Origin of the sequence: Salicibibacter cibi (assembly GCF_016495865.1) — a bacterium.
Taxonomy (GTDB): Bacteria; Bacillota; Bacilli; order Bacillales; family Marinococcaceae; genus Salicibibacter; species Salicibibacter cibi.
In genome coordinates, this window is record NZ_CP054706.1 from 1170258 (window position 1) to 1195865 (window position 25608).

Genomic DNA, 25608 nt, shown 5'->3' on the forward strand with positions numbered 1-25608 from the left:
TCGCTAATCTCAATTGTCGTCTTCCTGGTGGTAAGTGAAATAGCTTTCCACCAGTCGATCCAAGTGATCCAGTTGCGAATTGTATTCGATGATGTAGGCGATTAGCGGGAGCAGGTTCAGCCACTCTTCTCGGCTGAGCTCTTTATAATCATACGAATTCATAAATGACTCTGTTAACGATTCATTGCCTTCATCCGCTTCTTCACTCATAAAATCAGTCATTTGCGTCGTCACTTTCCCAGAATAACGAGCCAAAATCCGTCCGTGGTAATTGGTAAGGTGGTCCATTTGCTGTTGGACGAGCCGTTTCATATGTTCGGGAAGATGATAAAAATCGTTCTCCCGCTCATCGAGGGAACCGAGTACATGAACAAGTTCCCTTGTGGCTGTCAACATTTCCCGAAAAAGAACAACTTTCCTTGCTTTTGCAAATTTGGTTTTCCTGAAGTAATTGCGTTCTTCTTTATAAAATAAATAAAGTTGGTCCAATTCCACGAGTTTTTCGCGTGATTCTTCCAAGTCTTCCCGCCTTGCTTGAACATTTGTATCCTGGCGTGTGATTAATCGGATCCAACGGGCGGCGTTCTCTGTTGTAGCGAAAATCTCGTCGTACAGTTTGTTTTCATACTTCGGTGGCAAGAAAAACAAATTCACGAGAAAAGCCGAAAAGACACCGAGCATGATCAGAGAAAAACGGGCGAGGGCAAACATGGCGTACCCGTCATCGGGGCTATTCCCCATAATGATTACAATCGTCACAATCGTAACCGGTATCGTAGATGAGTCCAGGCCGAGCTTCAATATAATGGCGATCGAGATCATGACTACAACGCCGATCACGAAAGGCTCCTGCCCAAAGGCGAGCCCGAAAATAACAGCCAAAGCAGCTCCGATCAGATTTGCTTGTACTTGATGGAGAATTCTTTGATACGTGCGGTAAATGGATGGTTGGATCGTTAACCCTGCGGTTAATCCTGCAAAAAACGCAGGCTCCAATCCGAGTAAATGGGCGGCATATAGGGCGATTATAACTGCCAGCCCCGTCTTAAATATACGGGCGCCAAATCTCATGGAATGCGGCGCTCCTTTCTGAGGCGGGAAGGGTACCCGCTTCTTATTCGATTAATTTGTCGGTGGTTCCGATTGATTTTTATAAGCCTCTTTTGCTTCGTGAACCGGACGCTTCTCAATGAAGTAAAGGATGGCGGCTTTACACAGCCCCCATGTAGCTGTTGCGGCCAATGTTCCGGAGATGGCATGGCCAGCGACCGGAAACGTTATTTTGCTTAAGGATCTTGCTAACTGTCGAAACGCGAAAGCGGTGCCGACGTTGGCACCTATCGCGCCCAAAAATTCGGCCATCGATTTTCGGTCCAATTTCCTCCCCGATACGTAAGCAACGCCGGCGATCATGGACATCTGTATGCCGGTAATGACCGGCAAGTCTGCTAATGGAATTGGCTGAGCGCCAACGCCGCCGGTAATTGCGGATGCACTTTTACCGATTGTTTTGGCGATGCGGCTTTGAATCGTTTTTGCCTGTGTAATGCGTGCCCATTGCATCCATGTGCTCCCCGGCAGCTGTTCGAGCAAAAAATCGATCAGCTCATCAATTTTCCAACGTCGGTCATAGACCATTTCTCCGTCTTTAAACGCTATATAAGCACAAACCGGTAGAATGCCTGCAACTTCAGGCAAATGCTTCTTTAACATACGTTTCATATGCTCGCTCGCGTGTTCAATGTTGGCAATTTTTTCTTTTTCAAAGGGAGGATCGGTATCATAAACCGGATCAAGCTCATCTACTTGGGTGACAATGCCGATCACCGGAGGTAGGTAATCATGTTTCTTTTTAATGATTTTCCGAAGTTTTTTTAACTGCTCAATATCTTCAGTAACACGGGCGTCTACCTCTTTTGCTTTCACAAGGAATAAAATAGCATCGGGGTAGCGGGAAGCAAGTGCTTCTTGCCAAACTTCTTCTTCCGTTTGGTTGAAGCGTGTTTCATCGCCTTCACCGAAACCACGTGTATCCAGCACCTCCATAATGGCTTGTTGTGATGCATTTTTGTAGGTATGCCAACCCCCGCGTTCGGTTTCCGCGGTAACCGCGCCAACCTCAGCTACCGGCGCTTGAAACATGGCATTGACGAGTGTCGATTTGCCTGCGCCTCGCCTTCCGATGATGGCAAAGCGAGGGGCGCGCGAATCTACAAAAAGCTCTTCGAGCCGCTCCACCTCGCCGATGACACGCTTTTGGATATTCGAAGGTAATTTTGGAATCATTTTTTTTCTGAATAAGCGTAACGGTTCCTCCAGATATTCTTTTTGTTCGTCATCATGCATAGGTGTCATCCTTTCTTACCTACATAAATGCAACCCAGGTTTTCTAATCAGGAATTTTTAATTGCTTGAAAAGCAGTTTCAGCCGCATCGAGGGTCGCAGTAATATCTTCTTCCTTATGCGCGCTCGTCAAAAACCAAGCTTCGAACTTGGAAGGAGCCAAGTGAATGCCTTGAGCCAACATGGAGTGAAAAAATGTCGAAAAATGCAAGCTGTTTGTGGCATCTGCATTATCATAGTTTTTCACGGGTTGCGAAGTGAAATACAAGGTCAGCGCCCCTGTTTTGCGATTGATCTGGATGGGGACTTGCGCGTCGTCCGCTTTTCTTTGTAACCCGTTTTCAAGTTTTCTCCCGAGTCTTTCCAGTTTATCATATAATTGCTTGTCCTCTAATACTTCGAGGCAAGCAATGCCTGCGCTCATGGAGGCGGGATTTCCTGCCATTGTTCCTGCTTGATAGGCCGGGCCCAAAGGTGCTACTTCTTCCATGATGTTCATTTTCCCGCCGTAAGCGCCGATCGGCAATCCACCGCCGATAATTTTTCCCATCGCAGTTAAATCGGGATAAACGCCGAGAAGATCTTGGGCTGCTCCGTAGTGAAAGCGAAAGGCTGAGATAACTTCATCGTAAATGACGAGCGCCCCGGCATCATGGGTTATTTCGTTAATTTTTTCGAGAAAACCGGGTTTAGGTTCCACAATGCCGAAATTGCCGACAATTGGTTCCACGAGTACGGCTGCAATGTCATCGCCGAAAGATTTAAGTGCTTCTCGATAACTTTCAATATCATTATAAGGCACCGTTATTATTTCTTTTGCTGTATTACTCGTAACGCCGGCAGAATCCGGCGATCCTAACGTTGCGGGACCCGATCCGGCAGCGACGAGAACCGGATCGGAATGTCCGTGATAGCATCCGGCAAATTTAATGATTTTATCCCGTCCGGTATAGGCGCGTGCAACACGGACCGTCGTCATCACGGCTTCTGTGCCGGAATTGACGAAGCGAACCTTTTCGAGAGAAGGAACAGCGTCCTTTAATTTCTTTGCAAAGTTGTTTTCCAAAGCAGTGGGTGTGCCGTAAAGGACACCGGATTGCGCCGCGTTGGTGATGGCTTTTGTAATGTGTGGGTGGGCATGTCCGGTAATAATTGGTCCGTAGCCGCCAATATAATCAATATATTTGTTTCCGTCCACATCATAAAGATATGCGCCCTCCCCTTTTTCCATAAACACGGGAGTGCCGCCGGAAACGCCTTTGAAGGCACGTGAAGGACTATTTACTCCACCGACGATATGGGACTCGGCCTCTTTATATAATTCTTTTGAGTGCTGAATGTTCATTTTAATACCTCCAACCACGTTTCTAACGATCACATCTATTCTAGCAGACAATGATTAGACAAAGCATGGATGAAGCAGGCATAATGGAATGAGACGCAGAAAAAAAGAAAGAAGGAGATGGAATAAATGGATCTGACAGACAAGCAAGCTCCTGATTTTACTTTGCAAGCAAATGACGGAACGGAAGTGACGTTAAGCGATTATCGTGGGCAGACGGTAGTGTTGTATTTTTATCCGAAAGACATGACCCCGGGATGTACGACACAAGCATGTGATTTTCGGGATGCAATTCCCGATCTGCAAGCGGAAGATGTCGTCGTTCTTGGTGTTAGTCCGGATCCAATAGAGAAACATGAAAAATTTGCAAGCAAACATGAACTCCCGTTTTTGTTGTTATCCGACCCGGAACAGGATGCAGCGAATAAATACGGAGTTTGGCAATTGAAAAAGAACTTTGGAAAAGAATCCATGGGGATTGTTCGCTCTACATTTGTGATTAACCCGGACGGGGTTGTTACAAAAGAATGGCGGAAAGTTCGTGTGGATGGCCATGTCGATGAAGTCCGCGCTTATTTGACAGAAAAAAGCGAGGCGTAGCTGAAAAGAATGACATTTGGCAACGGTTGTTCCCGAAATGTCTCCCTAAGAATGTTGATGTTTCGAAAGGTTATGAAGCGCAGAAATTTGCTATACTATAGTAAGGGATCAAAAAATCGGTTATCGAATAAACGGGAGGGTTGCCACCGAGTTGGCGAAACCTTCGTTTGATCTTTTAACTCTTTACGAGATTATATTTGGCAGGTAAGAAAGTATAAATCAACTTTCTTACCTGCATAAGTGGAACGAAGGCTTTTCGCCATAAAAGCTTGGCGAAAAGCCAAGCTTTCTAATGGGGAGATGGGCTGATGAATTTAATCGTATGCGTTGTCAACGATGTATATCGGGATCATATGGAACGCAGGTTGCAAAACGAGGGTTTTCGCATTACGGAATTAGCGAGCAGCGGAGGTTTTCGCCGCAAGGGCAATACAACGTTTTTAATTGGTTGCAATGAGCAGGACGTCGAGCAATTGAAAAACTCCATGAAAGAAGCTTGCCTTCAATTGGAAAAGAAAAAGAACATCGAAGGGCGCCATCGATATCGTTATACGTCCTTTATGTTAAACACATCGGAAGGAGAAGATTGGTTATCCTTGTATAATCAATCATAAGGAAAGAAGGCATTTTCGTTGACAACCAACATTATATTTCGTTACAGTTAAAATGTATATTATATTAGAATAATTGTTTTTAAAAAAGGGGGGCATGACGACAATGGAGAATGAAAATCTTCAAAAAGCGGTTGAATCTTTAAAAGCAGCCAAAGTTCGAATGACGCCGCAACGTCATGCGATTTTAGAATTTATGTTTGAAACCATGAGCCACCCTACTGCGGATGAAATTTATAAAGCGCTTGAGAAAAAGTTTCCGAATATGAGCGTAGCGACGGTATACAATAATCTCCGTGTATTTAAGGAAGTCGGGATTGTTAATGAATTGACATACGGCGATTCCTCCAGCCGTTTCGATGCGGCGACGGATACACATTACCACATTATATGTAAAGACTGCGGAAAGATCGTAGATTTTCATTACCCTGTCTTGGATGAAGTGGAGACGTTAGCAGAACATGTCACAAATTTCCAAGTGGATTCTCACCGAATGGAGATATACGGAAGATGCCCTTCGTGTGCTAGCAATGAGCCGGTTCGCGCATAAAAGCCCCGCATCCATTATCGATGCGGGGCTTTTATATGGGTGGTGGAACAAGAAACATCTTGGGCTTTTGCCATAATTGGCGAAAAGCCTGTTTTTTAACATCGCTATTTTTATTGTTGGAAGTTTTTACGATTATAGCGCGCATCCAACTCTTTTCCTTCCAGTTTTGGGTCAAGTGTCAGCGGTTCATCACAGTGCATGCATGCATCGACCCGTCCCAGTATTTTCGTTTGCTTTTCACAGTTGGGGCATATAACTTGGATGGTTTTCGTTGATTTCATTCCGATCCACAAATAAACGAGCGAGCTGGATATAACGGATAAAAATCCGATGACCATCGCGATAGACATTAGGATAGGGCTGTTGCTAAATACGAAGATGGCAATATACATAATAAAGATCCCGATGAATATTAGCGCCATCGCAAATGTACGAATTCGGTTGATTTTCGCCACGATGTTACCTCCTTGCTCTGAACCCACATGTTTGGGGTCATGTCTGCCATTGTATCACATCTTGTTAGTTCTAAACCATCGCTGTTTACGTAGTGAAAAAGAGGAGCGCCACAACGTTCATGGTTTCGACATATGATAGTCCGGAATCATATAGGCTGCTTGTAAAAAAATCAAAAAGGAAAAATGAAATAAATAGTTGACGACATCTGCCCTTCATGATATCTTAGTATTCGCGTCAACGGGAAAGGTTAATGCGAACTATTGACGTGAGAATGTTTAGTTGCTATTATAAATGGGTCGCTTTGAGACGCGACGACATCAATTGCCCATTGAAAACTGAATGAAAGCCAAGCGAACGAATGAAGAAATGAAGCCAGCGCTTCCGGCACCCCCCCGTGTGGGAAGCGGAACTACTTTTCTTTTATGGAGAGTTTGATCCTGGCTCAGGACGAACGCTGGCGGCGTGCCTAATACATGCAAGTCGAACGGGCCCCGAAGGTGCTTGCACCTTCGGGAGGCCAGTGGCGGACGGGTGAGTACCACGTGGGCAACCTGCCGTTGAGCTGGGGATAACACCGGGAAACCGGTGCTAATACCGAATAAGTCCTTTTTCGCACCTGCGAAGGAGGAGAAAGGCGGTCTTTAGGAAGGCCGTCGCTCAACGAGGGGCCCGCGGCGCATTAGCTAGTTGGTGGGATAAGGGCTTACCAAGGCGACGATGCGTAGCCGACCTGAGAGGGTGATCGGCCACACTGGGACTGAGACACGGCCCAGACTCCTGCGGGAGGCAGCAGTAGGGAATCATCCGCAATGGGCGCAAGCCTGACGGTGCAACGCCGCGTGAGTGAGGAAGGTTTTCGGATCGTAAAGCTCTGTTGTGAGGGAAGAACAGCTTTTGGAGGAAATGCCGAGAGTATGCCGGTACCTCACCAGAAAGCCACGGCTAACTACGTGCCAGCAGCCGCGGTAATACGTAGGTGGCAAGCGTTGTCCGGAATTATTGGGCGTAAAGGGCACGCAGGCGGTGAGGCAAGTCTGATGTGAAAGGCCGGCGCTTAACGCCGGAATGGCATTGGAAACTGCCTGACTTGAGGACAGAAGAGGAGAGTGGAATTCCACGTGTAGCGGTGAAATGCGTAGAGATGTGGAGGAACACCAGTGGCGAAGGCGACTCTCTGGTCTGTACCTGACGCTGAGGTGCGAAAGCGTGGGGAGCGAACAGGATTAGATACCCTGGTAGTCCACGCCGTAAACGATGAGTGCTAGGTGTTAGGGGTTTCGATACCCGTAGTGCCGAAGCAAACGCAATAAGCACTCCGCCTGGGGAGTACGACCGCAAGGTTGAAACTCAAAGGAATTGACGGGGGCCCGCACAAGCGGTGGAGCATGTGGTTTAATTCGAAGCAACGCGAAGGACCTTACCAGGCCTTGACATCCTCTGATCGCCTTGGAGACAAGGTTTCCCTTTTGGGCAGAGAGACAGGTGGTGCATGGTTGTCGTCAGCTCGTGTCGTGAGATGTTGGGTTAAGTCCCGTAACGAGCGCAACCCTTGAATGTCGTTGCCAGCATTAAGTTGGGCACTCGACATTGACTGCCGGTGACAAACCGGAGGAAGGCGGGGATGACGTCAAATCATCATGCCCCTTATGGCCTGGGCGACACACGTGCTACAATGGACGGTACAACGGGCAGCGAAGCCGCGAGGTGGAGCGAATCCCCGGAAAAGCCGTTCTCAGTTCGGATTGCAGGCTGCAACCCGCCTGCATGAAGCTGGAATCGCTAGTAATCGCGGATCAGCATGCCGCGGTGAATACGTTCCCGGGCCTTGTACACACCGCCCGTCACACCACGAGAGCCGGCAACACCCGAAGTCGGTGAGCGAACCTTAGGGACGCAGCCGCCGAAGGTGGGGCTGGTGATTGGGGTGAAGTCGTAACAAGGTATCCCTACCGGAAGGTGGGGATGGATCACCTCCTTTCTAAGGAGCTATACCGGTCCCTCGGTGAAGGGACCGGAGGCAAACGCTTGGGCTTTCATTCAGTTTTGAGCGGGCAACTGCTCAAGAGACGTTCTTTGAAAACTGAATAACGCGATAAAGCTTGAATGGACACACACCGGGTGTCGAAAAGAAACGAGCGTTTTTTGGAAAGGCCCATGCCTCAAGTGGTTAAACGAGGAAGGGCACACGGTGGATGCCTTGGCACTAGGCGCCGATGAAGGACGGGACGAACACCGATATGCTTCGGGGAGCTGTAAGTATGCGTGGATCCGAAGATGTCCGAATGGGGGAACCCCTTCTCCGTCATGGGAGAAGATCATCTGCCGAAACCATAAGCAGATGAAGGCAAACCCGGCGAACTGAAACATCTTAGTAACCGGAGGAAGAGAAAGCAAATGCGATTTCCTGAGTAGCGGCGAGCGAAACGGAAGCGAGCCCAAACCGGGCGGCAAGTCCGCCCGGGGTTGAAGGACACGCCATACGGAGTGACAAAGGGGCGATGTAGCGGAAGCGACTTGGAACGGTCCGCCACAGAAGGTAAGCGCCCTGTACGCGAAACATCGCCCTCTCCGGCGTGGATCCTGAGTACGGCGGGACACGAGCAACCCCGTCGGAAGCAGGGAGGCCCATCTCCCAAGGCTAAATACGACCTAGTGACCGATAGTGAACCAGTACCGTGAGGGAAAGGTGAAAAGCACCCCGGGAGGGGAGTGAAAGAGAACCTGAAACCGTGTGCCTACAGGTGGTCAAAGCCCATTCATGGGTGATGGCGTGCCTTTTGTAGAATGAACCGGCGAGTGACGATGACGTGCGAGGTTAAGTTGAAGAGACGGAGCCGCAGCGAAAGCGAGTCTGAAACGGGCGCATGAGTATGTCGACGTCGACCCGAAACCGTGTGATCTACCCATGTCCAGGGTGAAGGTCGGGTAACACCGACTGGAGGCCCGAACCCACGTCAGTTGAAAATGACGGGGATGAGGGGTGGGTAGGGGTGAAATGCCAATCGAACACGGAGATAGCTGGTTCTCCCCGAAATAGCTTTAGGGCTAGCCTCGGAGGGAAGAGTCCTGGAGGTAGAGCACGGATTGGATGAGGGGTCCCCACAGGATTACCGAGTTCAGTCAAACTCCGAATGCCAGCGACTTGTTCTCCGGGAGTCAGACGGCGAGTGCTAAGATCCGTCGTCAAGAGGGAAACAACCCGGACCACCGGCTAAGGTCCCCAAGTATGGGTTAAGTGGGAAAGGATGTGGCGTTGCTTAGACAACCAGGATGTTGGCTTAGAAGCAGCCATCATTGAAAGAGTGCGTAATAGCTCACTGGTCGAGTGACGCTGCGCCGAAAATGTAACGGGGCTAAACCCATCACCGAAGCCGTGGCAACTCGAAGAGTTGGGTAGGGGAGCGTTCTGTGTGCCGGGAAGGTTGACCGTGAGGACAGCTGGAGCGCACAGAAGTGAGAATGCCGGTATGAGTAGCGAAAAGAAGGGTGAGAATCCCTTCCGTCGAAAACCTAAGGTTTCCTGAGGAAGGTTCGTCCGCTCAGGGTTAGTCGGGGCCTAAGCCGAGGCCGAAAGGCGTAGGCGATGGATAACTGGTGGAAATTCCAGTACCACCGAAGGCTGTTTGACCGAAGGGGGGACGCAGAAAGGAAGGGCGAGCGCGCCGATGGATAGGCGCGTCGAAGCGACCGAGGCTGTTGGGCAGGCAAATCCGCCCAACGCAAAGGCTGAGGCGTGACCGCGAGGGAACTAAAGTACCGAAGTCCCCGCACCTCCGCTGCCGAGAAAAGCCTCTAGGAAGGCCGACGGTGCCCGTACCGCAAACCGACACAGGTAGGTGGGATGAGAATTCTAAGACGCGCGGGAGAACTCTCGTTAAGGAACTCGGCAAAATGACCCCGTAACTTCGGGAGAAGGGGTGCTCTTGCGGGTGCAAGCCTGCGGGAGCCGCAGTGACAAGGCCCAAGCGACTGTTTACCAAAAACACAGGTCTCTGCGAAGTCGAAAGACGAAGTATAGGGGCTGACACCTGCCCGGTGCTGGAAGGTTAAGAGGACGCGTTAGCCCTAGCGGGCGAAGCGCGGAATTGAAGCCCCAGTAAACGGCGGCCGTAACTATAACGGTCCTAAGGTAGCGAAATTCCTTGTCGGGTAAGTTCCGACCCGCACGAAAGGTGCAACGACTTGGGCACTGTCTCAACGAGAGACCCGGTGAAATTATATGACCTGTGAAGATGCAGGTCCCCCGCGACTGGACGGAAAGACCCCATGGAGCTTTACTGTAGCTTGATATTGGGTTTTGATATGGCTTGTACAGGATAGGCAGGAGCCTAGGAAACCGGAGCGCTAGCTTCGGTGGAGGCGCCGGTGGGATACTGCCCTTGCGATATGAAAATCCTAACCTCGAACCGTGAGCCGGTTCAGGGACAGTGTCTGGTGGGCAGTTTGACTGGGGCGGTCGCCTCCTAAATGGTAACGGAGGCGCCCCAAGGTTCCCTCAGAATGGTTGGAAATCATTCGAAGCGTGCAAAGGCAGAAGGGAGCTTGACTGCGAGACGTACTGGTCGAGCAGGGACGAAAGTCGGGCTTAGTGATCCGGCGGCACCGCATGGAAGGGCCGTCGCTCAACGGATAAAAGCTACCCTGGGGATAACAGGCTAATCTCCCCCAAGAGTCCACATCGACGGGGAGGTTTGGCACCTCGATGTCGGCTCATCGCATCCTGGGGCTGAAGTCGGTCCCAAGGGTTGGGCTGTTCGCCCATTAAAGCGGTACGCGAGCTGGGTTCAGAACGTCGTGAGACAGTTCGGTCCCTATCCGTCGCGGGCGCAGGAAATTTGAGAGGAGCTGTCCTTAGTACGAGAGGACCGGGATGGACACACCGCTGGTGTACCAGTTGTTCCGCCAGGAGCATCGCTGGGTAGCTACGTGTGGATCGGATAAGTGCTGAAAGCATCTAAGCACGAAGCCGACCTCAAGATGAGATTTCCCGTGAGACCCCTTAAAGACGATAAGGTAGATAGGTCTGAGGTGGACGCGTGGCGACACGTGAAGCTGACAGATACTAATCGGTCCAATGGTTTATCCACGAATGGGTCATGCACATCCGGCATTCATGCATAAGCGTTATTCAGTTTTGGGAGAATGTCTATCCTATTTTCAAAAGAAATCCTTGAAAGTTATTGGAAAATGTACTAAACTAATGTTGTCTGTTCGGCCAACATGACATTCCACAGTAGCTCAGTGGTAGAGCAATCGGCTGTTAACCGATGGGTCGCTGGTTCGAATCCGGCCTGTGGAGCCATCAGGGAGAGCTGTCCGAGTGGCCGAAGGAGCACGATTGGAAATCGTGTAGACGGTAACCCCGTCTCGAGGGTTCGAATCCCTCGCTCTCCGCCATACCGAAATACGGAATTCAGGGATCAAAGACTAGAAATTCTGACATCAATTATGGCCCGTTGGTCAAGGGGTTAAGACACCGCCCTTTCACGGCGGTAACGCGGGTTCGAATCCCGCACGGGTCACCATATTATTATTTCATATCGCGGGGTGGAGCAGTCAGGTAGCTCGTCGGGCTCATAACCCGGAGGTCGAAGGTTCGAATCCTTCCCCCGCAACCATAATAGTTTGCTTAACAGCTTTGAATTCACTTCGGAGCAAGCAAACATCAGAAGTGCTTTGGAGTGCAACCAATTTGAGAACCTGTCACTACGTCGAATTATCTTCGAAGCAAGTAACATCTGGAATGCTCAGAAGTGCAATCAATTTACGAACCTGCCACTATGTTCACTGAGAACAAAAAATTCTTTTTTTATTACATATCGGTGATCCTCTTTATTTTCTATAAATGAATAACCGGGCCTGTGGTGTAGCGGTTAACATGCCTGCCTGTCACGCAGGAGATCGCGGGTTCGAATCCCGTCAGGCCCGCCATTTACATATGTTGGCTCGATAGCTCAGTCGGTAGAGCAGTAGACTGAAAATCTACGTGTCGGCGGTTCGATTCCGTCTCGAGCCACCATCCATTTTTTCTGCCGGTCTAGCTCAATTGGCAGAGCAACTGACTTGTAATCAGTAGGTTGGGGGTTCAATTCCTCTGGCCGGCACCATCTATCAGAATACAGCCATCAGAGGTCAGAAAATAACTCTGAACTTCTCTGAAATCTGTCATCCGATTTGGAGGAGTAGCGAAGTTGGCCAAACGCGGCGGACTGTAAATCCGCTCTCTCCGAGTTCGGCGGTTCGAATCCGTCCTCCTCCACCATTCAGGGGTATAGTTTAATGGCAAAACAGAGGTCTCCAAAACCTCCGATGTGGGTTCGATTCCTACTACCCCTGCCATTTTATAATCGCTGATGGCGGTTGTGGCGAAGAGGTTAACGCACCGGATTGTGGCTCCGGCATTCGTGGGTTCGAGTCCCATCAACCGCCCCATTATTGGGCCATAGCCAAGCGGTAAGGCATCAGGTTTTGGTCCTGAGATGCGCTGGTTCGAATCCAGCTGGCCCAGCCAATGCGGGAGTAGTTCAGCGGTAGAACACCACCTTGCCAAGGTGGGGGTCGCGAGTTCGAATCTCGTCTTCCGCTCCAAGTTTTGTGGCGGCATAGCCAAGTGGTAAGGCAGGGGACTGCAAATCCTCTACGCCCCGGTTCAAATCCGGGTGCCGCCTCCATTTATATGTGTAGGATCATGCCGGGGTGGTGGAATTGGCAGACACACAGGACTTAAAATCCTGCGGTCGGTAAACGACCGTGCCGGTTCGAGTCCGGCCCTCGGTACCATTATAAAGACAAAAACGTGCAATATAAAAGAAAAAAACACTCATTTGTTTGATGGGTGTTTTTTTCGAGAGGCAAGGGAGCAGTCATGACGAAAATTAGTGTTCAAGTGAAAAAAATGCACAAAGATGCTGTGATTCCAACGTATGGCAGCTCATTTGCCGCCGGATTTGATCTTTATGCCACTGAGGATATGATCATCGGGCCCGGTGAAACAAAGAAGGTTCGTTTAGGGTTAGCGTTTGCCATTCCCGTTGGTTTTGAAATACAGGTTCGCCCACGTAGCGGTGTGTCAATTAAAACAAAACTCCGTATACCGAACAGTCCGGGAACGATTGATTCTGATTATCGTGGCGAGGTCGCTGTTCCTTTAGAGAACCGTAATGACAGTACATCAGAGGAAGGCATTTATTTGATTGACGGCAGTATGGGGGATCTTACCGGAGTTCCGGACGGTTCATATTTTATCCGGAAACATGACCGTGTTGCACAAGGTGTATTGAATGAAGTTCCGCAGGCTCTGTTTGCCGAAGTTGATGAACTGGACAGCACTAAGCGCGGAAGTAGTGGATTCGGGTCCACGGGAACTCGGTAAAAGAGTAACGTCGACTTTTTTTCTTAAGAATAATTTGTTCAAATGCTTGCAATCACCGGTCTTTTCGTGCTATATTATTACTTGTCGGAGAAAAGCGCACGGCGATGTGGCGGAATTGGCAGACGCGCGTGACTCAAAATCACGTTTCTTCGGGAGTGTGGGTTCGAGTCCCACCATCGCCACCAATTAATATACATATACCGGACTTGTAGCAAACAAGTTCGGTTATTTTTATGATATATGTGGCGCCAAATTGCATATACTTGAGCTTACCGCTCTCTTAAAAAAGGGGTCGGTTTTTTGTTTGTTCAGATGGAATAATCACTTAATTCCCGTAAATTAGGGATTGTATTCAAAGTAATCACCGCCGTTGTAATATTGTTTGACGATGCGATAGGCCGATTTTTAACTGATGATGAGCATAAAGGTTTGCAATCGTTTATTATTGGGTTTTACCGAAAGGCGTGCTACTCGTTTCGCTCATACTTGATGACGCGAATCCGATGGAAATATCCGTTCATAAAGGAACGGATTAACAACGTAGAATCGTTTATGATGAATCAGGTTAAGCAATTATTCGATGCGCCCGACGTCGATCAATTAAATCACATTTGACAGGGCGATTTCGTGGCGACATCTGTGGACGCTTTTTCGGCAAATGGCAGCGCATCATTGATGACTTGATCTACGCAGATATTTTGCGCAAACGCCAGACTTGAAGAACGTTTACTTTGGCTGGAATAACCGGGTGAAGGTTGTTTGCATAAATACAATGTTTTATACTGAAAATGGGTGTAATTCTTCAACGGGCGGCCTAATTAATGAAAAAACAAGGTATTATTCATCGGTAGGAATCAACATGGGTAAAGTGAATTTGTCAACTATAGATTTCGGTGAGAGCTATTAAATGGTTGGAGAATTACATCAATCTTCAACGATACCGGCTAATATCAGTCAACACTCAAGTCTAAAAAAAGCCCATAATCTCTTTTATCAATTTGCTTGGACTCATCTGAAACGCGATAAGAGGCGAAATATCATGACAAATAAAGAACGGAAGTTAACAAAAAAACAAATAGCGATTATAGAGACAGCAACAGAATTGTTTGCGGAAAAAGGCTATGCCGGAACATCCACAAATGAAATTGCAAATAAAGCGAATGTGTCAGAAGGGACTATCTTTAAGCATTTCAAATCGAAAAAAGGTTTATTGATGGAGATTGTTTCACCAATGACGATGAAGCTGTTTGCACCAATGATAAAGAAAGATTTGGATAAAGTGCTTGATCAAGAATTTGAATATTTTCAGGACTTGATTCGTGCAATGATTGAAAATAGAAAGGAATTTATCCAAAATAATTTGCCAATGTTACGTATATTAATCCAAGAAATTCCTTTTCATCCGGAATTGAAAGAGCAATTTATTGAATATATTGGCAAAGATATTTTTGAGAAGGTAGGGCAAATGATCAAGTACTATCAAAACAAAGGACAGCTGGTGGAGATGGATCCGAAAACGATTATACGTACGATTGCATCATCTATCCTTTCATATATTGTAGCCCGTTATGTTCTTCTTCCGGAAGCGGAGTGGGATTCAGAAGAAGTGGAGACGGAAAGGATTGTTCAAATACTGGAGAACGGACTTGCGCCAAAAATTTAGACTTCTATTAAAAATTAAGCTGGGTGGCTCACAGCATTTCAGACTGAAGCCACCCGTTTTTTTATACCTTCCTATAACGTCGCATCCCAAGTATATTTAGCGTTACAAAAAGAACGATAAACAGCACTAAAACAAGCAAAGGTATAGCTATATCGCTGAGCGTATGTCCTTTCAGTACAACATCTATCATCGTATTTCCGGCATAGTATAGCGGCATGATTGGGGCAATCCATTGCAACCAAGGTTCCATTGTGTCCACTTTCAGCATGCCGGAGAAAAATATTTGTGGAATGATGATTAGTGGGATAAACTGAATCATTTGGAATTCACTGCCCACAAACGTAGATAACAAAAGACCAAGCCCTAAAGCGACAAAGCTCAATAAGATATTGATGATAAACATGTTAGTTATGGAACCGGCAATCTCCATATCTAAAATGAATATGGAATACAAAATAATCACAGCCGTTTGCAGAATCGCAAAAATACCGTAACCGAACAAATAACCAAATACAATCTCGGATTTTTTGATTGGCGTGGACAATAGTTTCTCCAAGGTGCCACTGCTTCTTTCTTTTAGCATCGACATACCGGCTATCAAAAATACAAAAAAGAACACAAAGAAGCTGATTAAAATCGGATTTAGAATGTCAAAAAACGTATTGCTCTCATCACCGTAAATATAGTCAACTGTTATCGGATCTTCATCCATATCCACCTCGGATTCGAACTCTGCATCCACGTCTGTGTCTATATCTGTATTTATATCTATATCTTGTGCTAATTCCGGAGGCAATTGTTCCATCATATCATTGACACCATTGATGATTTCTTGCACGTTATCTGACATTTCTTCCCTATTATTCATCATATCATCAATGTTATCTGATAGGTCATCCAGGTTATTTTCCATCACTGCTTGTGAACTGCCTTGTATGGCAGGCCCTTCATCTATTGGATTGTCATTAAGAATGGTTAGCGTCCATTCATCCTCCGCTTGTTCCAAAATAGCACTGGCATGCCCTTCTTGTAGATAGGATGTTGGATCAATGTCGGTTTCTTCTTTTACGATCATATCGTTGTCTTCCAAAATATCAATCACTTCATCATCGACATTGACAGTTGCCAAACTGACTTCATCATCAGGGTCAGGAAAAATATAGTTGAGTAATGTGATGATAAAGATAGGGGCTAAAAATAGAAGTGCCATCGTACGTTTATCACGGATGACTTGTTTACAAATTCGTTTCATTAAGTGAAGCATTTTCATGTTCTTTCCCCTCCAATTCCAAAAAGACTTGATCGATATCACTAACTTGGAACGTTTCCAAAATCTCTTGAGGCGCACCGCTTGCTGCGATTCCTTTATTCTGCATTAATAAAAGTTGATCGCACTTCATAGCTTCGTCCATAATATGTGTGGTAATTAACAGTGTACTGTTCTTTTTTAAATCGTGAAGTTGGTCCCAGATGTTTAATTTTAAAACAGGATCAATACCGACTGTCGGCTCATCTAAAATTAAGTATTCTGGCCGATTGAGTAGAGCGATTGCTAGAGATAGACGGCGCTTCATCCCTCCGGAGTAATGCTGAACGAATTTATTTTGCTCTTGCGTAAGCTGGACGAGATTCAAAGTGGATTGAACCGACTTTTTAGAAATTTTCCCTCCATACATATGGGCAAAGAATTGCATGTTTTCCAGTCCGGTTAAATCATGGTACAACGAATCACTTTGAGCCATATAACCGATTTTGTTTAAAACTTTTCGATTTGGAATAGTAGCATTATGAATGCTAACGCTGCCAGTATCATATGTCTCCATCCCCATTAAGCATTTAATTAACGTGGTTTTGCCAGTGCCAGAAGGGCCGATCAAGCCAGTGATCTGATTGCTTGGAATTTCGACGGATATATCTTGCAATATTGTTTGCTTTCCGAAACTTTTGGATATATCGGTGATCTTCATCATTTAAATCACATCCCTTAAATTATTTATAAGTAAGTAATCACTCACTAAGATAACATAGAAAATGAGTGAGGACAATTATATTTAAAGATGATATGTTTTGAATCGATTTCTATTTCCCATTTACTAGTCTACTCGCTTAATGCCACCAGATGAATGTGAGCTTAGGAAATTTAATAAGCCATTAATTTGTAACCTGACCTTTTCATTTATAAAAGAATCAGCAAAAATAAAGATGATATTATATATCTATATGCTTTTCCACTTTAAATTAGTATACTATGTGAAAGGTTACCCTTGTTATTTGTTTCCATATTCGGTAAATGTACGATTGTATTTTATTTTTAATGATTATCCCACTAGTGCAGAACGGCTGAACGAAGGAATCACCCTCGTCAAGGCGCGGGATTTCTGGAAAATAGTTAAGCCACGCTATTATGCGTAATATAATCAGTCTACATCACTTATTATATATTATAAAAATCTTTAACAATATGAACTTTTACCTGTATGATGGCATAGATCTATCGTGGTCATCCACACGCGAAAATACTCAAATGAATGTTCTTTTGTTAAGATATGTCTATCCATCCATCATTGAAAAGAGGGAAAAGAAGGGAGCATCTTCATTGATAGGCAAAATTAATTTTTTCCCTTTATCCTTGTTATGCGTGGGGGTGCTTTTATGTGTATACCTCATTCGAAATGTCACCGTCGCACAGTTCATACATAGTGTATTCATTGGTCTGTTTTCGGTTTTCTTTGTGATTGGCTTTTTTCCCTTGATAGGCTTGATTATAGCTCACATTAAAGAGATGCAAGCGAGAGATAAAGGAAAGTACGTTAATCTGCTTTTACTTGGCATTTGGCTATTGATAATATTTTTAAGTCTCTTCATGACAATTTTTTTATTTCGTAATCCACCCACCTTCTAATGAAAGGTTTTCTTCGGCATTCGTTACCGGCTCATCGCTTTTGCCTGTATATGCTGGCGAAAGCGAAATTCAATGTCGAGCGCTCGGAGCCAATGTATAAGCGTCTGCAGAGGCGATGTACCTGTTATCGATGAAGTCGGGGAGTTCGTCCTGTTGGAACCAGCCATTTTCAGGCATTTGGTGATACGGAAACTGGATTAAGATTACCTCGAAAGGCAGCTGCCAGATCTATGGTCGTTCCGATTCCACGATCAATCGTGGCGGCATCCGTATGGAAACGAGTGAAATTTACAGCAGGGCAATCGCAGCCAATGCTCACCGCGACACGTGCCTAACGATATTTTCACTATCAACGAAGTGCTAATCACGTCAAATAGTGAAAAATGGAATTTCCGATTGCGTATGAATTTTTTGCGCTGGTCAGTTTCCGTAAACATATGCAATCATGTGTTGTATGACGTCATCGTCTCGGATAAACGCGCTTCTAATGAATAACCCCCCTTTATTTGAGTGAAAATAACACAAAAGGGGGTTATTCATTTTGTATATGTTTATATTGTTAACCATCCTGCTTTTGGGTGTGTTGGGTGTAGCGTACGGAGCGTATGTCATCGCTCGGGAATTGATGTATAAAAAGTAATCATTTGATCCGCGGTCGCTGCTTGGACAGCACGGCCGTTTCTACATGACCGCCGTGTACTTGTTGGAACATTTCCCCGATGTTATTTGTAAGGGTTCGGGTATCGTCTTCGGAGAGTGAAGGACGCAAGTAAAGCAATTGCAAGATTTGTTTCGTGTTTGAAGAGACACCGCTGCGTTTGCTGTCAACCATCGGGCTTCCGAAGGCTCCATTCTGATCCACATTTGTTATTTTGCCTTTCATATGATTCATCCTTCCGTTCAACCCTTCGTACTCATCCGTCTCCTCCCCTGTTCGAATTTCAACAGATCCTTGCAGCTGTTCCAGGTCATATAAGCCGATTGGCATTTGATAATAAAGGGAAAAGAAGTTATTCAGCATGATTGCCGACGAATCGGATGATGGGAACCCTTTGCCCTGTTTTAGGCGGCGAAAGAGTGCCTCGTGGGAGGGGCGATAACGTGTTGGATCGACACCGATTTGTTTAAACACTTGTCTCCACTCTTTGACGCCTTCATAATAAGTGATAGGTTGTTCGGACAAATCTAGCTCGACGGTCTTTTGAAACAACTCGATACGCCCTTTCAGCTCCTTGGGAGGCGTATCGATAGCAATTGATTCGTATTGGAGACAACCGATTTTAAAAGAGGGAACGTATTCCTGTAAGTCAGGATGTAGTGAAATTTCAATCATAACCGAGTGTACATCTCCTTCTCATATTGTAAACGCCTTTATTTTAACATAAAGTGAAACTTTCATCAGAGGGATCAATCGGAGTGTTAGTCGCCCGTTTATACAGAAGTCAGATTTCAGATGCCAGAGATCGTAAACGCCTTTTTCAGGAAAGAAAGCATGATCTGATCTTCCGATTTCCGGCTTCCGACGTCTGACTTCCGGAGTAGCGAGCGCATGCCACAGGATCAACAACGGATGTAATGGAAAGTAGGTGAAACCCGTGACAAACGCCCAGTTAAAAGAAGAACTGATTGCATACAGTAAAAGCATTGGCATTGACAAAATTGGCTTTGCCAGTGCAGATCCGTTTTTGACACTGAAAGAACGGTTAAGAACACAACAACAATTAGGTTACCAGTCGGGTTTTGAGGAAGAGGACATTGATCTGCGAACGGAGCCTGAACGCTTGTTGCCTTATGCAAAAACGATTATCAGCATCGCTCTTGCTTATCCGGCGAAGCTTGAAAATCCACCCAAAGGGGTGAAAGGCAAGCGAAGGGGCATTTTTTGCCGGGCATCTTGGGGTGAAGATTACCACACCGTTCTCAATGATCGTCTTAAAAAAGTAGAAGCCTTTATTCATGAACGCGTGCCGAGTGCAAAGATGGCGTCCATGGTTGACACAGGTGCTCTCTCGGACCGAGCGGTTGCTGAACGTGCCGGGATCGGCTGGAGCGGAAAAAATTGCGCGATTATCACCCCTGAATTTGGCTCGTATGTGTACCTTGGAGATATGATTACGACGATTGCATTTGAACCGGATATACCGATTGATGATCAATGCGGATCATGCAATAAATGTGTGGATGCTTGTCCGACAGGTGCACTAGTCCAAGGGGGTCAATTGGATTCGAATAAATGCATCGCGTTTCTAACGCAAACAAAAGAAATGATTCCCGAGCGTTTCAGGAAGAAAATCGGCAATCGTCTGTACGGCTGTGACACATGCCAAGTTGTCTGCCCGGAAAATAAGGGAAAGGGAGAAGAATATCAACCGGAATTTACACCGGACCCGGAAAAGGTAAAGCCGGAGTTGTTGCCATTGCTTTCGATTTCCAACCGGGAGTTCAAGGAAAAATACGGAAAAATGGCAGGTTCTTGGCGGGGAAAAAAACCGATTCAACGAAATGCGGTGATTGCACTTGGCCATTTCCGTGAAAAAGGAGCCGCTCCCAAACTGCAGTCGTTACTTATTCATGACCCCCGCCCTGTGATTCGCGGTTCTGCTGCCTGGTCGCTAGGAAAAATAGGTGGGAGCGAAGACAACCATGCAGCGCTACAGACTGCCAATGAAAAAGAAGACGATGCTTCCGTACGCGAAGAGATTCAACAAGCAATGTTAAAACTCGAAAAGGAAGGACAGCATTCATAAACATACCCACGGGAGAAAGGTGTTAAATATGGATAAACCATTAATCTTTACGGAGATGGAAAGTCCGATCGGCACACTCACCCTTGTTGCCACCGAGAATGGTTTGTGCCAATTGCTGTTTGGAGATTTTAACGGAACGGGTGGGAAAATCCGGATGTGGATGGCAAAAAGAAATATGCACCGGGAAATCATCCGGGATGATGCTTATTTTGATGAAACAAAAAAGCAGCTGCAGGAATATTTCCAAGGAAAACGGCAAATGTTTGATTTACCGGTCGATATGCAGGGCACCTCTTTTCAAAAAAGCGTGTGGGAAGTATTACAGCGCATTCCTTATGGAGAAACACAGTCGTATAAACAAGTAGCAGTCGCTATTCATTCGCCGAAGGCTGTCCGTGCCATAGGAGCGGCCAACAATAAAAATCCGATCCCCATTATTGTTCCTTGTCACCGGGTGATCGGGAGCAATGGAGCGATTGTAGGCTATGGTGGCGGGATTGAAAAAAAGAAACAGCTGTTGGAACTGGAAGGTGCTTAGATGGGCTGAAACTACGGCCCGTCTTTTTTTAGCAGGTAAGAAAGTATAAATTGTATGGATGATTAGGATATTCTTGGCGATAAGTCAAGTTTTTTTAATCGGTGATGTTTTTCGCAGCGGGGCATAATGTAGTGATTAGAAGTGATTTCGTGAAGGGGGGAGCGGGTTGGATAGGGAGACGAAGCAGCTATTTGAAAAGCATCTTAGTCAATTAAACCAGTGTCATTTAGATGGAACGAAGGTTAAGGCGATGACAGATGATGAGCGCAAATGCTTTGAAAGGGAGCAAAAGCGAATGAAGCAAAGCAATACACGCGTGCTGAAGATGAGCGGGCAGATTGTTCCTTATCGCTATACATCATGTGGGCATGATCGTACCGTTTATTATACGTATGATTATGCAAGGTTTGTTCTTGCCAACGAAAGCTATTATCTTGAGGAATCGAGAGAATACCGACGATCGGTTTTAAAAGGAAAAAAAATCATTCAAGATAGACGGCTGCCAGCGCCCAATCCCGGTGAGATGAAAAGAGGAGCATTCGAATCCTTGAATGATTCACGAAATTCTCTTGAACGAACGCCTAACTATAACCGGTTGGAAGCGGTGAAATACGCGGAGCGTTGGTGGAATGCTTATAATCCCCAATATCGTCATTTTACGGATAATTGCACGAATTTTATTTCCCAATGTTTAAAAGCAGGGGGGGCACCGATGCACGGTGCTCCTCACAGGGAAAAGGGTTGGTGGTATACGGGCGAAAACTGGAGTTACAGTTGGGCGGTTGCCCATTCGATGCGTTGGCATTTAAGTGGCACTACGACGGGGCTGACGGCAAAAGAGGTGGAAAGAGCCACTGATTTACAACCTGGAGATATTATTTGTTATGATTTCGATGGCGACGGTCGCTGGGAGCACAATACGATTGTCGTCATGAAAGATGGGAATCATGAGCCGCTTGTAAATGCTCAAACCGAGAACAGCCGTAATCGATATTGGAACTATGAAGATTCTACGGCCTGGACCCCGAATATCGCTTATAAGTTTTTTCAAATGAATGATCAAATGACGTGAAAGAAGGCTTCTCGGTCGTTCCGGGAAGCCTTGAAATGTCACATGTATGCTATACTATTAGCGTGAATTTATACAAAGGTGGCAATTGAAATGAGCCTACATATTGTTTTGCATGAACCGGAAATCCCCGCTAATACAGGGAATATTGCCAGAACAAGCGCAGGAACCGGGACGTTTCTCCATTTAATTCACCCTTTGGGTTTTTCGACGGAAGATCGCATGTTAAAACGTGCCGGTTGCGATTATTGGCCGCATGTTCTTATTAAGCACCATGAATCCCTCGACGCATTTTTAGCGGATAAAAAGCGAGAGAATCTTTATTTTGTTGAAACGACCGGGAGTATGCCGTATTCGTCCTGTGATTACCGGGATGTCACGCAGGATTATTATTTTATTTTCGGAAAGGAAACAAAGGGCCTGCCGGCGAATATCGCAAAAGCGTATCCGGAACGTTGCATTCGTTTGCCGCAAAATGATCAAGTGCGGTCGCTCAATCTTTCGAATGCCGTGGCCGTTGTTGTCTACGAAGCATTGCAACAGCAATCGTTTCCAGGACTTCGTTATTAGAAAACTTGGCTTTTCGCCACGCTTTTATGGCGAAAGCTTTAGTTGCACTTATGCAGGTAAACAAAAATACCCTTGGGATCAGCAAGGGTATCGGCATTCCATTATGGTTGATGGGGCTTTGAATTGCGGCCGGCTGTCCAAATGGAGATGAGGAAGGCGAGGCAAACGCCGAGTATAAGAAGTATGTCCATTACGAGTGGCCTCCTTTTGCTATGTAAGATCCTGTACAACAATTTCTTATCACTTATTATAACGGAAATGATGCGGATTGTATACGGGTGCTTTGACAAAAAGGAGACGGCCTATGCATCCGTTGCCAAAATGTGGCTTGGCAAGCTATACTGATGGTGGACGACATGAATAAAGGAGGAGTCGCTACGATGTATGTGGTGATGAATGAGCTTAAAGTGGAACCGGATCAAAAAGATCATTTGAAAGCGCGTTTTGAAAAAAGCAAAGATCGGATGAAGGATGTGCCGGGTTGTTTGGAATTTCTTTTCTTGGAAAGCGGAGAAGAAACGGATACGTTGGTCGTTTATACGAAGTGGGATACGAAGGAAAACTACGAGAACTGGCTGGAAAGCGATGCATTCAAGAAAGCACACGGCGGCAAATCTTCAGGTGAACAACAACCATCAACGACGAACCGTCTTCGTTCGTTTAACGTCGTTTTCCATACGTGAGTTTCCTTTGACAACTCGGCTTATATGCCGGGTTTCTTTTTTTTCTAACCCCGGACGGCCTTTTTTTTCAAATGGTTATTGCGTCTGGCTTCCCTGCATAGAATGCAAAGACACAAGCAATTCATCCTAAGTCCCGGAGTTCCGCCAAAAGGATCCCCGGTTTCTTAAGCATTCACCGTTCAATTAGACTCAAGGAAGATTCATTAAAAGGGAGGCCAATCGGTGGATATTTTAGAAAAAATGCAGAAGCATCGCAATGATCAAGAGAATTTAAGGTGGGAAGGTACGTTTAAAGAGTACTTGGAGTTGCTGAAACAACGTCCGGAAATTGCTCAAACAGCCCACTCTAGGGTATATAACATGATCAGAAATAAAGGGATGGAAGAAGACGAGGAAGGAGATGTAAAACGCTATCCGTTCTTCAGTCAACATCTTTTCGGACTTGAAGATTCGATTGAAAAGTTAGTGGAGGAATACTTTCATTCTGCGGCTAAACGCCTTGATGTACGCAAACGGATCCTGTTACTTATGGGACCGGTAAGCGGCGGAAAGTCCACGATCGTAAACTTATTAAAACGTGGATTGGAGGAATACTCTTACACGGATGAAGGGGCTGTGTACGCGATCAAAGGCTGTCCGATGCAAGAAGACCCGCTCCATTTAATCCCTTATCATTTGCGTGATGAATTTTATGAAGCGTATGGAATTCGAGTGGAAGGGGCGCTTTCGCCGCTTAATACAATGCGTTTGGAACAAGAGTACGGGGGGCGAGTAGAAGATGTGATGGTGGAGCGGATCTTCTTTTCCGAGGATCGCAGAACCGGCATCGGCACCTTTAGTCCATCCGACCCCAAATCACAGGACATTGCCGACCTTACCGGCAGCATTGATTTTTCCACGATTGCGGAGTATGGCTCGGAATCCGACCCGAGAGCTTATCGTTTTGACGGGGAATTGAATAAAGCAAACCGCGGGCTTATGGAATTTCAGGAGATGCTTAAGAGTGATGAGAAATTTCTTTGGCATTTGCTTTCATTATCGCAAGAAGGAAATTTCAAAGCCGGTCGTTTTGCTTTGATAAGTGCGGATGAGCTAATCGTCGCCCATACGAATGAAGCGGAATATCGGTCATTTATCAATAATAAAAAGAACGAAGCCCTGCAATCGAGAATCATTGTCATGAACGTTCCCTATAATTTAAAAGTGACCGAAGAGGAACGCATTTATGATAAAATGATCGCGGAAAGCGATATGACGCACGTGCATATTGCCCCTCATGCATTGCGGACCGCAGCGATATTTTCCGTGCTTACAAGGCTGAAGGAATCGCAAAATCAAGGCATTGATCTCTTGAAAAAACTCCGCCTTTATGATGGAGAAATCGTGGAAGGATTTAAAGATCAAGACGTGAAAGATTTGAAAAATGAATATCAGGATGAAGGCATGTCGGGCATCGATCCCCGTTACGTCATCAATCGCATTTCATCGGCCATCATTCGCAAAGATGCGGCATCCATTAACGCCCTTGATGTTTTGCGGTCATTGAAGGAAGGCTTGGATCAGCATGCATCGATCAGCAAAGAAGACCGGGAACGTTATAAAGACTTTATCTCCGTCGCCCGCCGAGAATATGATGAAATTGCCAAAAAAGAAGTTCAAAAAGCATTTGTTTATTCTTATGAAGAACAGGCAAAAACACTCGTCAATAATTACTTGGATAACGTTGAAGCCTACTGTAACAACCATACGATTTATGACCCGATTACAGGCGATGAATTAAACGCCGATGAAAAACTCATGCGCTCCATTGAAGAGCAAATCGGCATTTCCGAGAATGCAAAAAAAGCATTTCGTGAAGAAATACTCATCCGTATATCGGCTTATGCGCGTAAAGGACACAAATTTGATTACAATTCCCATGAACGTCTCAGGGAAGCGATTCAAAAGAAATTATTTGCTGATTTAAAAGATGTTGTGAAAATAACAACGTCCGTACAAACACCGGATGAGGAGCAATTGAAAAAAATCAACGAAGTGATTGCACGTCTTGTTGATGAACACGGGTACAATACTCATTCCGCGAATGATCTCCTCAAGTATGTCGGCAGCTTATTAAATCGCTAAAACATAAAGGATAAAAAATCGAGTGTGGGACCTCTTT

Annotated in this window: 18 protein-coding genes, 15 tRNA genes, 2 rRNA genes and 1 pseudogene; 29 read left to right on the forward strand and 7 right to left on the reverse strand. The window is 46.0% G+C overall.

The window, feature by feature from the left end; translation table 11 throughout:
- Positions 1–9: 9 nt before the first annotated feature.
- The 3 genes from HUG20_RS05885 to HUG20_RS05895 are packed head-to-tail and all read right to left on the reverse strand — an operon-like array spanning position 10 to position 3689.
- On the reverse strand, positions 10–1071 hold the full coding sequence (locus HUG20_RS05885; RefSeq protein ID WP_200089137.1) for an FUSC family protein: 1062 nt from the start codon (positions 1069–1071) through the stop codon (positions 10–12).
- A 51-nt stretch (positions 1072–1122) separates the two neighbouring features.
- Positions 1123–2346 carry a GTPase family protein gene (locus tag HUG20_RS05890; RefSeq protein WP_200089144.1) on the reverse strand — a complete coding sequence of 408 codons (1224 nt, stop codon included), beginning with the start codon at positions 2344–2346 and terminating at the stop codon, positions 1123–1125.
- Positions 2347–2393: 47 nt separating this feature from the next.
- Positions 2394–3689 (reverse strand): glutamate-1-semialdehyde 2,1-aminomutase, encoded by a 1296-nt coding sequence (locus tag HUG20_RS05895; protein WP_200089146.1) that lies wholly within the window; start codon positions 3687–3689, stop codon positions 2394–2396.
- Positions 3690–3815: 126 nt separating this feature from the next.
- Here HUG20_RS05895 and bcp point away from each other — a divergent pair, with 126 nt between their 5' ends.
- From bcp to perR, 3 genes are all read left to right on the forward strand, one after another.
- Positions 3816–4286 carry a thioredoxin-dependent thiol peroxidase gene (gene bcp, locus HUG20_RS05900; RefSeq protein ID WP_200089148.1) on the forward strand — a complete coding sequence of 157 codons (471 nt, stop codon included), beginning with the start codon at positions 3816–3818 and terminating at the stop codon, positions 4284–4286.
- 308 nt (positions 4287–4594) lie between these two features.
- Positions 4595–4900 (forward strand): cyclic-di-AMP receptor, encoded by a 306-nt coding sequence (locus HUG20_RS05905; protein WP_200089150.1) that lies wholly within the window; start codon positions 4595–4597, stop codon positions 4898–4900.
- 103 nt (positions 4901–5003) lie between these two features.
- Positions 5004–5447 carry a peroxide-responsive transcriptional repressor PerR gene (gene perR / locus HUG20_RS05910; protein ID WP_200090408.1) on the forward strand — a complete coding sequence of 148 codons (444 nt, stop codon included), beginning with the start codon at positions 5004–5006 and terminating at the stop codon, positions 5445–5447.
- Positions 5448–5557: 110 nt separating this feature from the next.
- Here perR and HUG20_RS05915 read toward each other — a convergent pair whose 3' ends face one another.
- Entirely contained in the window at positions 5558–5869 is a 312-nt protein-coding gene (locus HUG20_RS05915) for a DUF2614 family zinc ribbon-containing protein (protein ID WP_200090409.1), read from the reverse strand.
- Between the two features lie 453 nt (positions 5870–6322).
- Between HUG20_RS05915 and HUG20_RS05920 the strand changes: the two genes are divergently transcribed.
- The 19 genes from HUG20_RS05920 to HUG20_RS06010 all read left to right on the forward strand — a co-directional run bounded on the left by HUG20_RS05920 (position 6323) and on the right by HUG20_RS06010 (position 14938).
- Positions 6323–7881 (forward strand): 16S ribosomal RNA (locus tag HUG20_RS05920).
- A 187-nt stretch (positions 7882–8068) separates the two neighbouring features.
- Positions 8069–10990 (forward strand): 23S ribosomal RNA (locus tag HUG20_RS05925).
- Together the 16S and 23S rRNA genes with 14 tRNA genes alongside form the textbook arrangement of a ribosomal RNA operon.
- 140 nt (positions 10991–11130) lie before the next feature.
- Positions 11131–11205, forward strand: a tRNA-Asn gene (locus tag HUG20_RS05930).
- Between the two features lie 4 nt (positions 11206–11209).
- Positions 11210–11300 (forward strand) — tRNA-Ser (locus HUG20_RS05935).
- Positions 11301–11353: 53 nt separating this feature from the next.
- Positions 11354–11428 (forward strand) — tRNA-Glu (locus tag HUG20_RS05940).
- Between the two features lie 16 nt (positions 11429–11444).
- Positions 11445–11521, forward strand: a tRNA-Met gene (locus HUG20_RS05945).
- Between the two features lie 237 nt (positions 11522–11758).
- A tRNA-Asp gene (locus tag HUG20_RS05950) sits at positions 11759–11834 on the forward strand.
- A 12-nt stretch (positions 11835–11846) separates the two neighbouring features.
- Positions 11847–11922: transfer RNA gene (locus HUG20_RS05955), tRNA-Phe, on the forward strand.
- Positions 11923–11934: 12 nt separating this feature from the next.
- Positions 11935–12010, forward strand: a tRNA-Thr gene (locus HUG20_RS05960).
- A 69-nt stretch (positions 12011–12079) separates the two neighbouring features.
- Positions 12080–12165 (forward strand) — tRNA-Tyr (locus HUG20_RS05965).
- 3 nt (positions 12166–12168) lie between these two features.
- Positions 12169–12242: transfer RNA gene (locus HUG20_RS05970), tRNA-Trp, on the forward strand.
- A gap of 17 nt (positions 12243–12259) precedes the next feature.
- Positions 12260–12335 (forward strand) — tRNA-His (locus HUG20_RS05975).
- A 4-nt stretch (positions 12336–12339) separates the two neighbouring features.
- Positions 12340–12414 (forward strand) — tRNA-Gln (locus HUG20_RS05980).
- 2 nt (positions 12415–12416) lie between these two features.
- A tRNA-Gly gene (locus HUG20_RS05985) sits at positions 12417–12491 on the forward strand.
- Positions 12492–12499: 8 nt separating this feature from the next.
- Positions 12500–12574, forward strand: a tRNA-Cys gene (locus tag HUG20_RS05990).
- A gap of 19 nt (positions 12575–12593) precedes the next feature.
- Positions 12594–12683: transfer RNA gene (locus tag HUG20_RS05995), tRNA-Leu, on the forward strand.
- 85 nt (positions 12684–12768) lie between these two features.
- On the forward strand, positions 12769–13275 hold the full coding sequence (locus tag HUG20_RS06000; protein WP_200089152.1) for a dUTP diphosphatase: 507 nt from the start codon (positions 12769–12771) through the stop codon (positions 13273–13275).
- A 100-nt stretch (positions 13276–13375) separates the two neighbouring features.
- Positions 13376–13460 (forward strand) — tRNA-Leu (locus HUG20_RS06005).
- An 854-nt stretch (positions 13461–14314) separates the two neighbouring features.
- A complete protein-coding gene (locus tag HUG20_RS06010; RefSeq protein WP_200089154.1) occupies positions 14315–14938 on the forward strand; it encodes a TetR/AcrR family transcriptional regulator in 624 nt (207 codons plus the stop codon).
- A gap of 61 nt (positions 14939–14999) precedes the next feature.
- Here HUG20_RS06010 and HUG20_RS06015 read toward each other — a convergent pair whose 3' ends face one another.
- Together HUG20_RS06015 and HUG20_RS06020 are read right to left on the reverse strand one after the other, a co-directional pair.
- Complete coding sequence (locus HUG20_RS06015; RefSeq protein WP_200089156.1) at positions 15000–16208, reverse strand: ABC transporter permease; 1209 nt, start codon at positions 16206–16208, stop codon at positions 15000–15002.
- Positions 16174–16908, reverse strand: coding sequence for an ABC transporter ATP-binding protein (locus HUG20_RS06020; protein ID WP_200089158.1), 735 nt, complete (start codon positions 16906–16908; stop codon positions 16174–16176). Before HUG20_RS06020 ends, HUG20_RS06015 begins: the two co-directional genes overlap by 35 nt.
- Positions 16909–17853: 945 nt before the next feature.
- Here HUG20_RS06020 and HUG20_RS19935 point away from each other — a divergent pair.
- Positions 17854–18132 (forward strand): annotated as a pseudogene (locus HUG20_RS19935) (acetoacetate--CoA ligase); the annotation flags it as partial.
- Positions 18133–18480: 348 nt separating this feature from the next.
- Here the strand turns inward: HUG20_RS19935 and HUG20_RS06025 are convergent.
- Positions 18481–19173 (reverse strand): B3/B4 domain-containing protein, encoded by a 693-nt coding sequence (locus HUG20_RS06025; protein WP_246476556.1) that lies wholly within the window; start codon positions 19171–19173, stop codon positions 18481–18483.
- 262 nt (positions 19174–19435) lie between these two features.
- Between HUG20_RS06025 and queG the strand changes: the two genes are divergently transcribed.
- The 6 genes from queG (at position 19436) to HUG20_RS06055 (ending at position 25571) form a co-directional block, all read left to right on the forward strand.
- Positions 19436–20587, forward strand: a complete 1152-nt coding sequence (gene queG, locus HUG20_RS06030; RefSeq protein WP_200089160.1) for a tRNA epoxyqueuosine(34) reductase QueG — start codon at positions 19436–19438, stop codon at positions 20585–20587.
- Between the two features lie 28 nt (positions 20588–20615).
- The gene (locus HUG20_RS06035; protein ID WP_200089162.1) at positions 20616–21125 is read left to right on the forward strand and encodes a methylated-DNA--[protein]-cysteine S-methyltransferase; all 510 of its coding nucleotides are present in this window, start codon (positions 20616–20618) and stop codon (positions 21123–21125) included.
- A 166-nt stretch (positions 21126–21291) separates the two neighbouring features.
- Positions 21292–22197: an amidase domain-containing protein gene (locus HUG20_RS06040; RefSeq protein WP_246476557.1), complete on the forward strand. Its 906-nt coding sequence runs from the start codon at positions 21292–21294 to the stop codon at positions 22195–22197.
- Between the two features lie 90 nt (positions 22198–22287).
- Positions 22288–22764, forward strand: coding sequence for a tRNA (cytidine(34)-2'-O)-methyltransferase (locus tag HUG20_RS06045; RefSeq protein WP_200089164.1), 477 nt, complete (start codon positions 22288–22290; stop codon positions 22762–22764).
- 356 nt (positions 22765–23120) lie between these two features.
- Positions 23121–23447 (forward strand): antibiotic biosynthesis monooxygenase family protein, encoded by a 327-nt coding sequence (locus HUG20_RS06050; RefSeq protein ID WP_246476558.1) that lies wholly within the window; start codon positions 23121–23123, stop codon positions 23445–23447.
- Positions 23448–23669: 222 nt separating this feature from the next.
- Complete coding sequence (locus tag HUG20_RS06055; RefSeq protein WP_200089166.1) at positions 23670–25571, forward strand: PrkA family serine protein kinase; 1902 nt, start codon at positions 23670–23672, stop codon at positions 25569–25571.
- Positions 25572–25608: the final 37 nt, after the last annotated feature.

Coding starts and splice junctions, on each gene's coding strand:
- HUG20_RS05885 (WP_200089137.1), bottom strand. CDS start 1,071: ATGAGATTTGGCGCCCGTATATTTAAGACGGGGCTGGCAGTTATAATC.
- HUG20_RS05890 (WP_200089144.1), bottom strand. CDS start 2,346: ATGCATGATGACGAACAAAAAGAATATCTGGAGGAACCGTTACGCTTA.
- HUG20_RS05895 (WP_200089146.1), bottom strand. CDS start 3,689: ATGAACATTCAGCACTCAAAAGAATTATATAAAGAGGCCGAGTCCCAT.
- bcp (WP_200089148.1), top strand. CDS start 3,816: ATGGATCTGACAGACAAGCAAGCTCCTGATTTTACTTTGCAAGCAAAT.
- HUG20_RS05905 (WP_200089150.1), top strand. CDS start 4,595: ATGAATTTAATCGTATGCGTTGTCAACGATGTATATCGGGATCATATG.
- perR (WP_200090408.1), top strand. CDS start 5,004: ATGGAGAATGAAAATCTTCAAAAAGCGGTTGAATCTTTAAAAGCAGCC.
- HUG20_RS05915 (WP_200090409.1), bottom strand. CDS start 5,869: ATGGCGCTAATATTCATCGGGATCTTTATTATGTATATTGCCATCTTC.
- HUG20_RS06000 (WP_200089152.1), top strand. CDS start 12,769: ATGACGAAAATTAGTGTTCAAGTGAAAAAAATGCACAAAGATGCTGTG.
- HUG20_RS06010 (WP_200089154.1), top strand. CDS start 14,315: ATGACAAATAAAGAACGGAAGTTAACAAAAAAACAAATAGCGATTATA.
- HUG20_RS06015 (WP_200089156.1), bottom strand. CDS start 16,208: ATGAAAATGCTTCACTTAATGAAACGAATTTGTAAACAAGTCATCCGT.
- HUG20_RS06020 (WP_200089158.1), bottom strand. CDS start 16,908: ATGATGAAGATCACCGATATATCCAAAAGTTTCGGAAAGCAAACAATA.
- HUG20_RS06025 (WP_246476556.1), bottom strand. CDS start 19,173: ATGATTGAAATTTCACTACATCCTGACTTACAGGAATACGTTCCCTCT.
- HUG20_RS06035 (WP_200089162.1), top strand. CDS start 20,616: ATGGATAAACCATTAATCTTTACGGAGATGGAAAGTCCGATCGGCACA.
- HUG20_RS06045 (WP_200089164.1), top strand. CDS start 22,288: ATGAGCCTACATATTGTTTTGCATGAACCGGAAATCCCCGCTAATACA.
- HUG20_RS06050 (WP_246476558.1), top strand. CDS start 23,121: ATGAATAAAGGAGGAGTCGCTACGATGTATGTGGTGATGAATGAGCTT.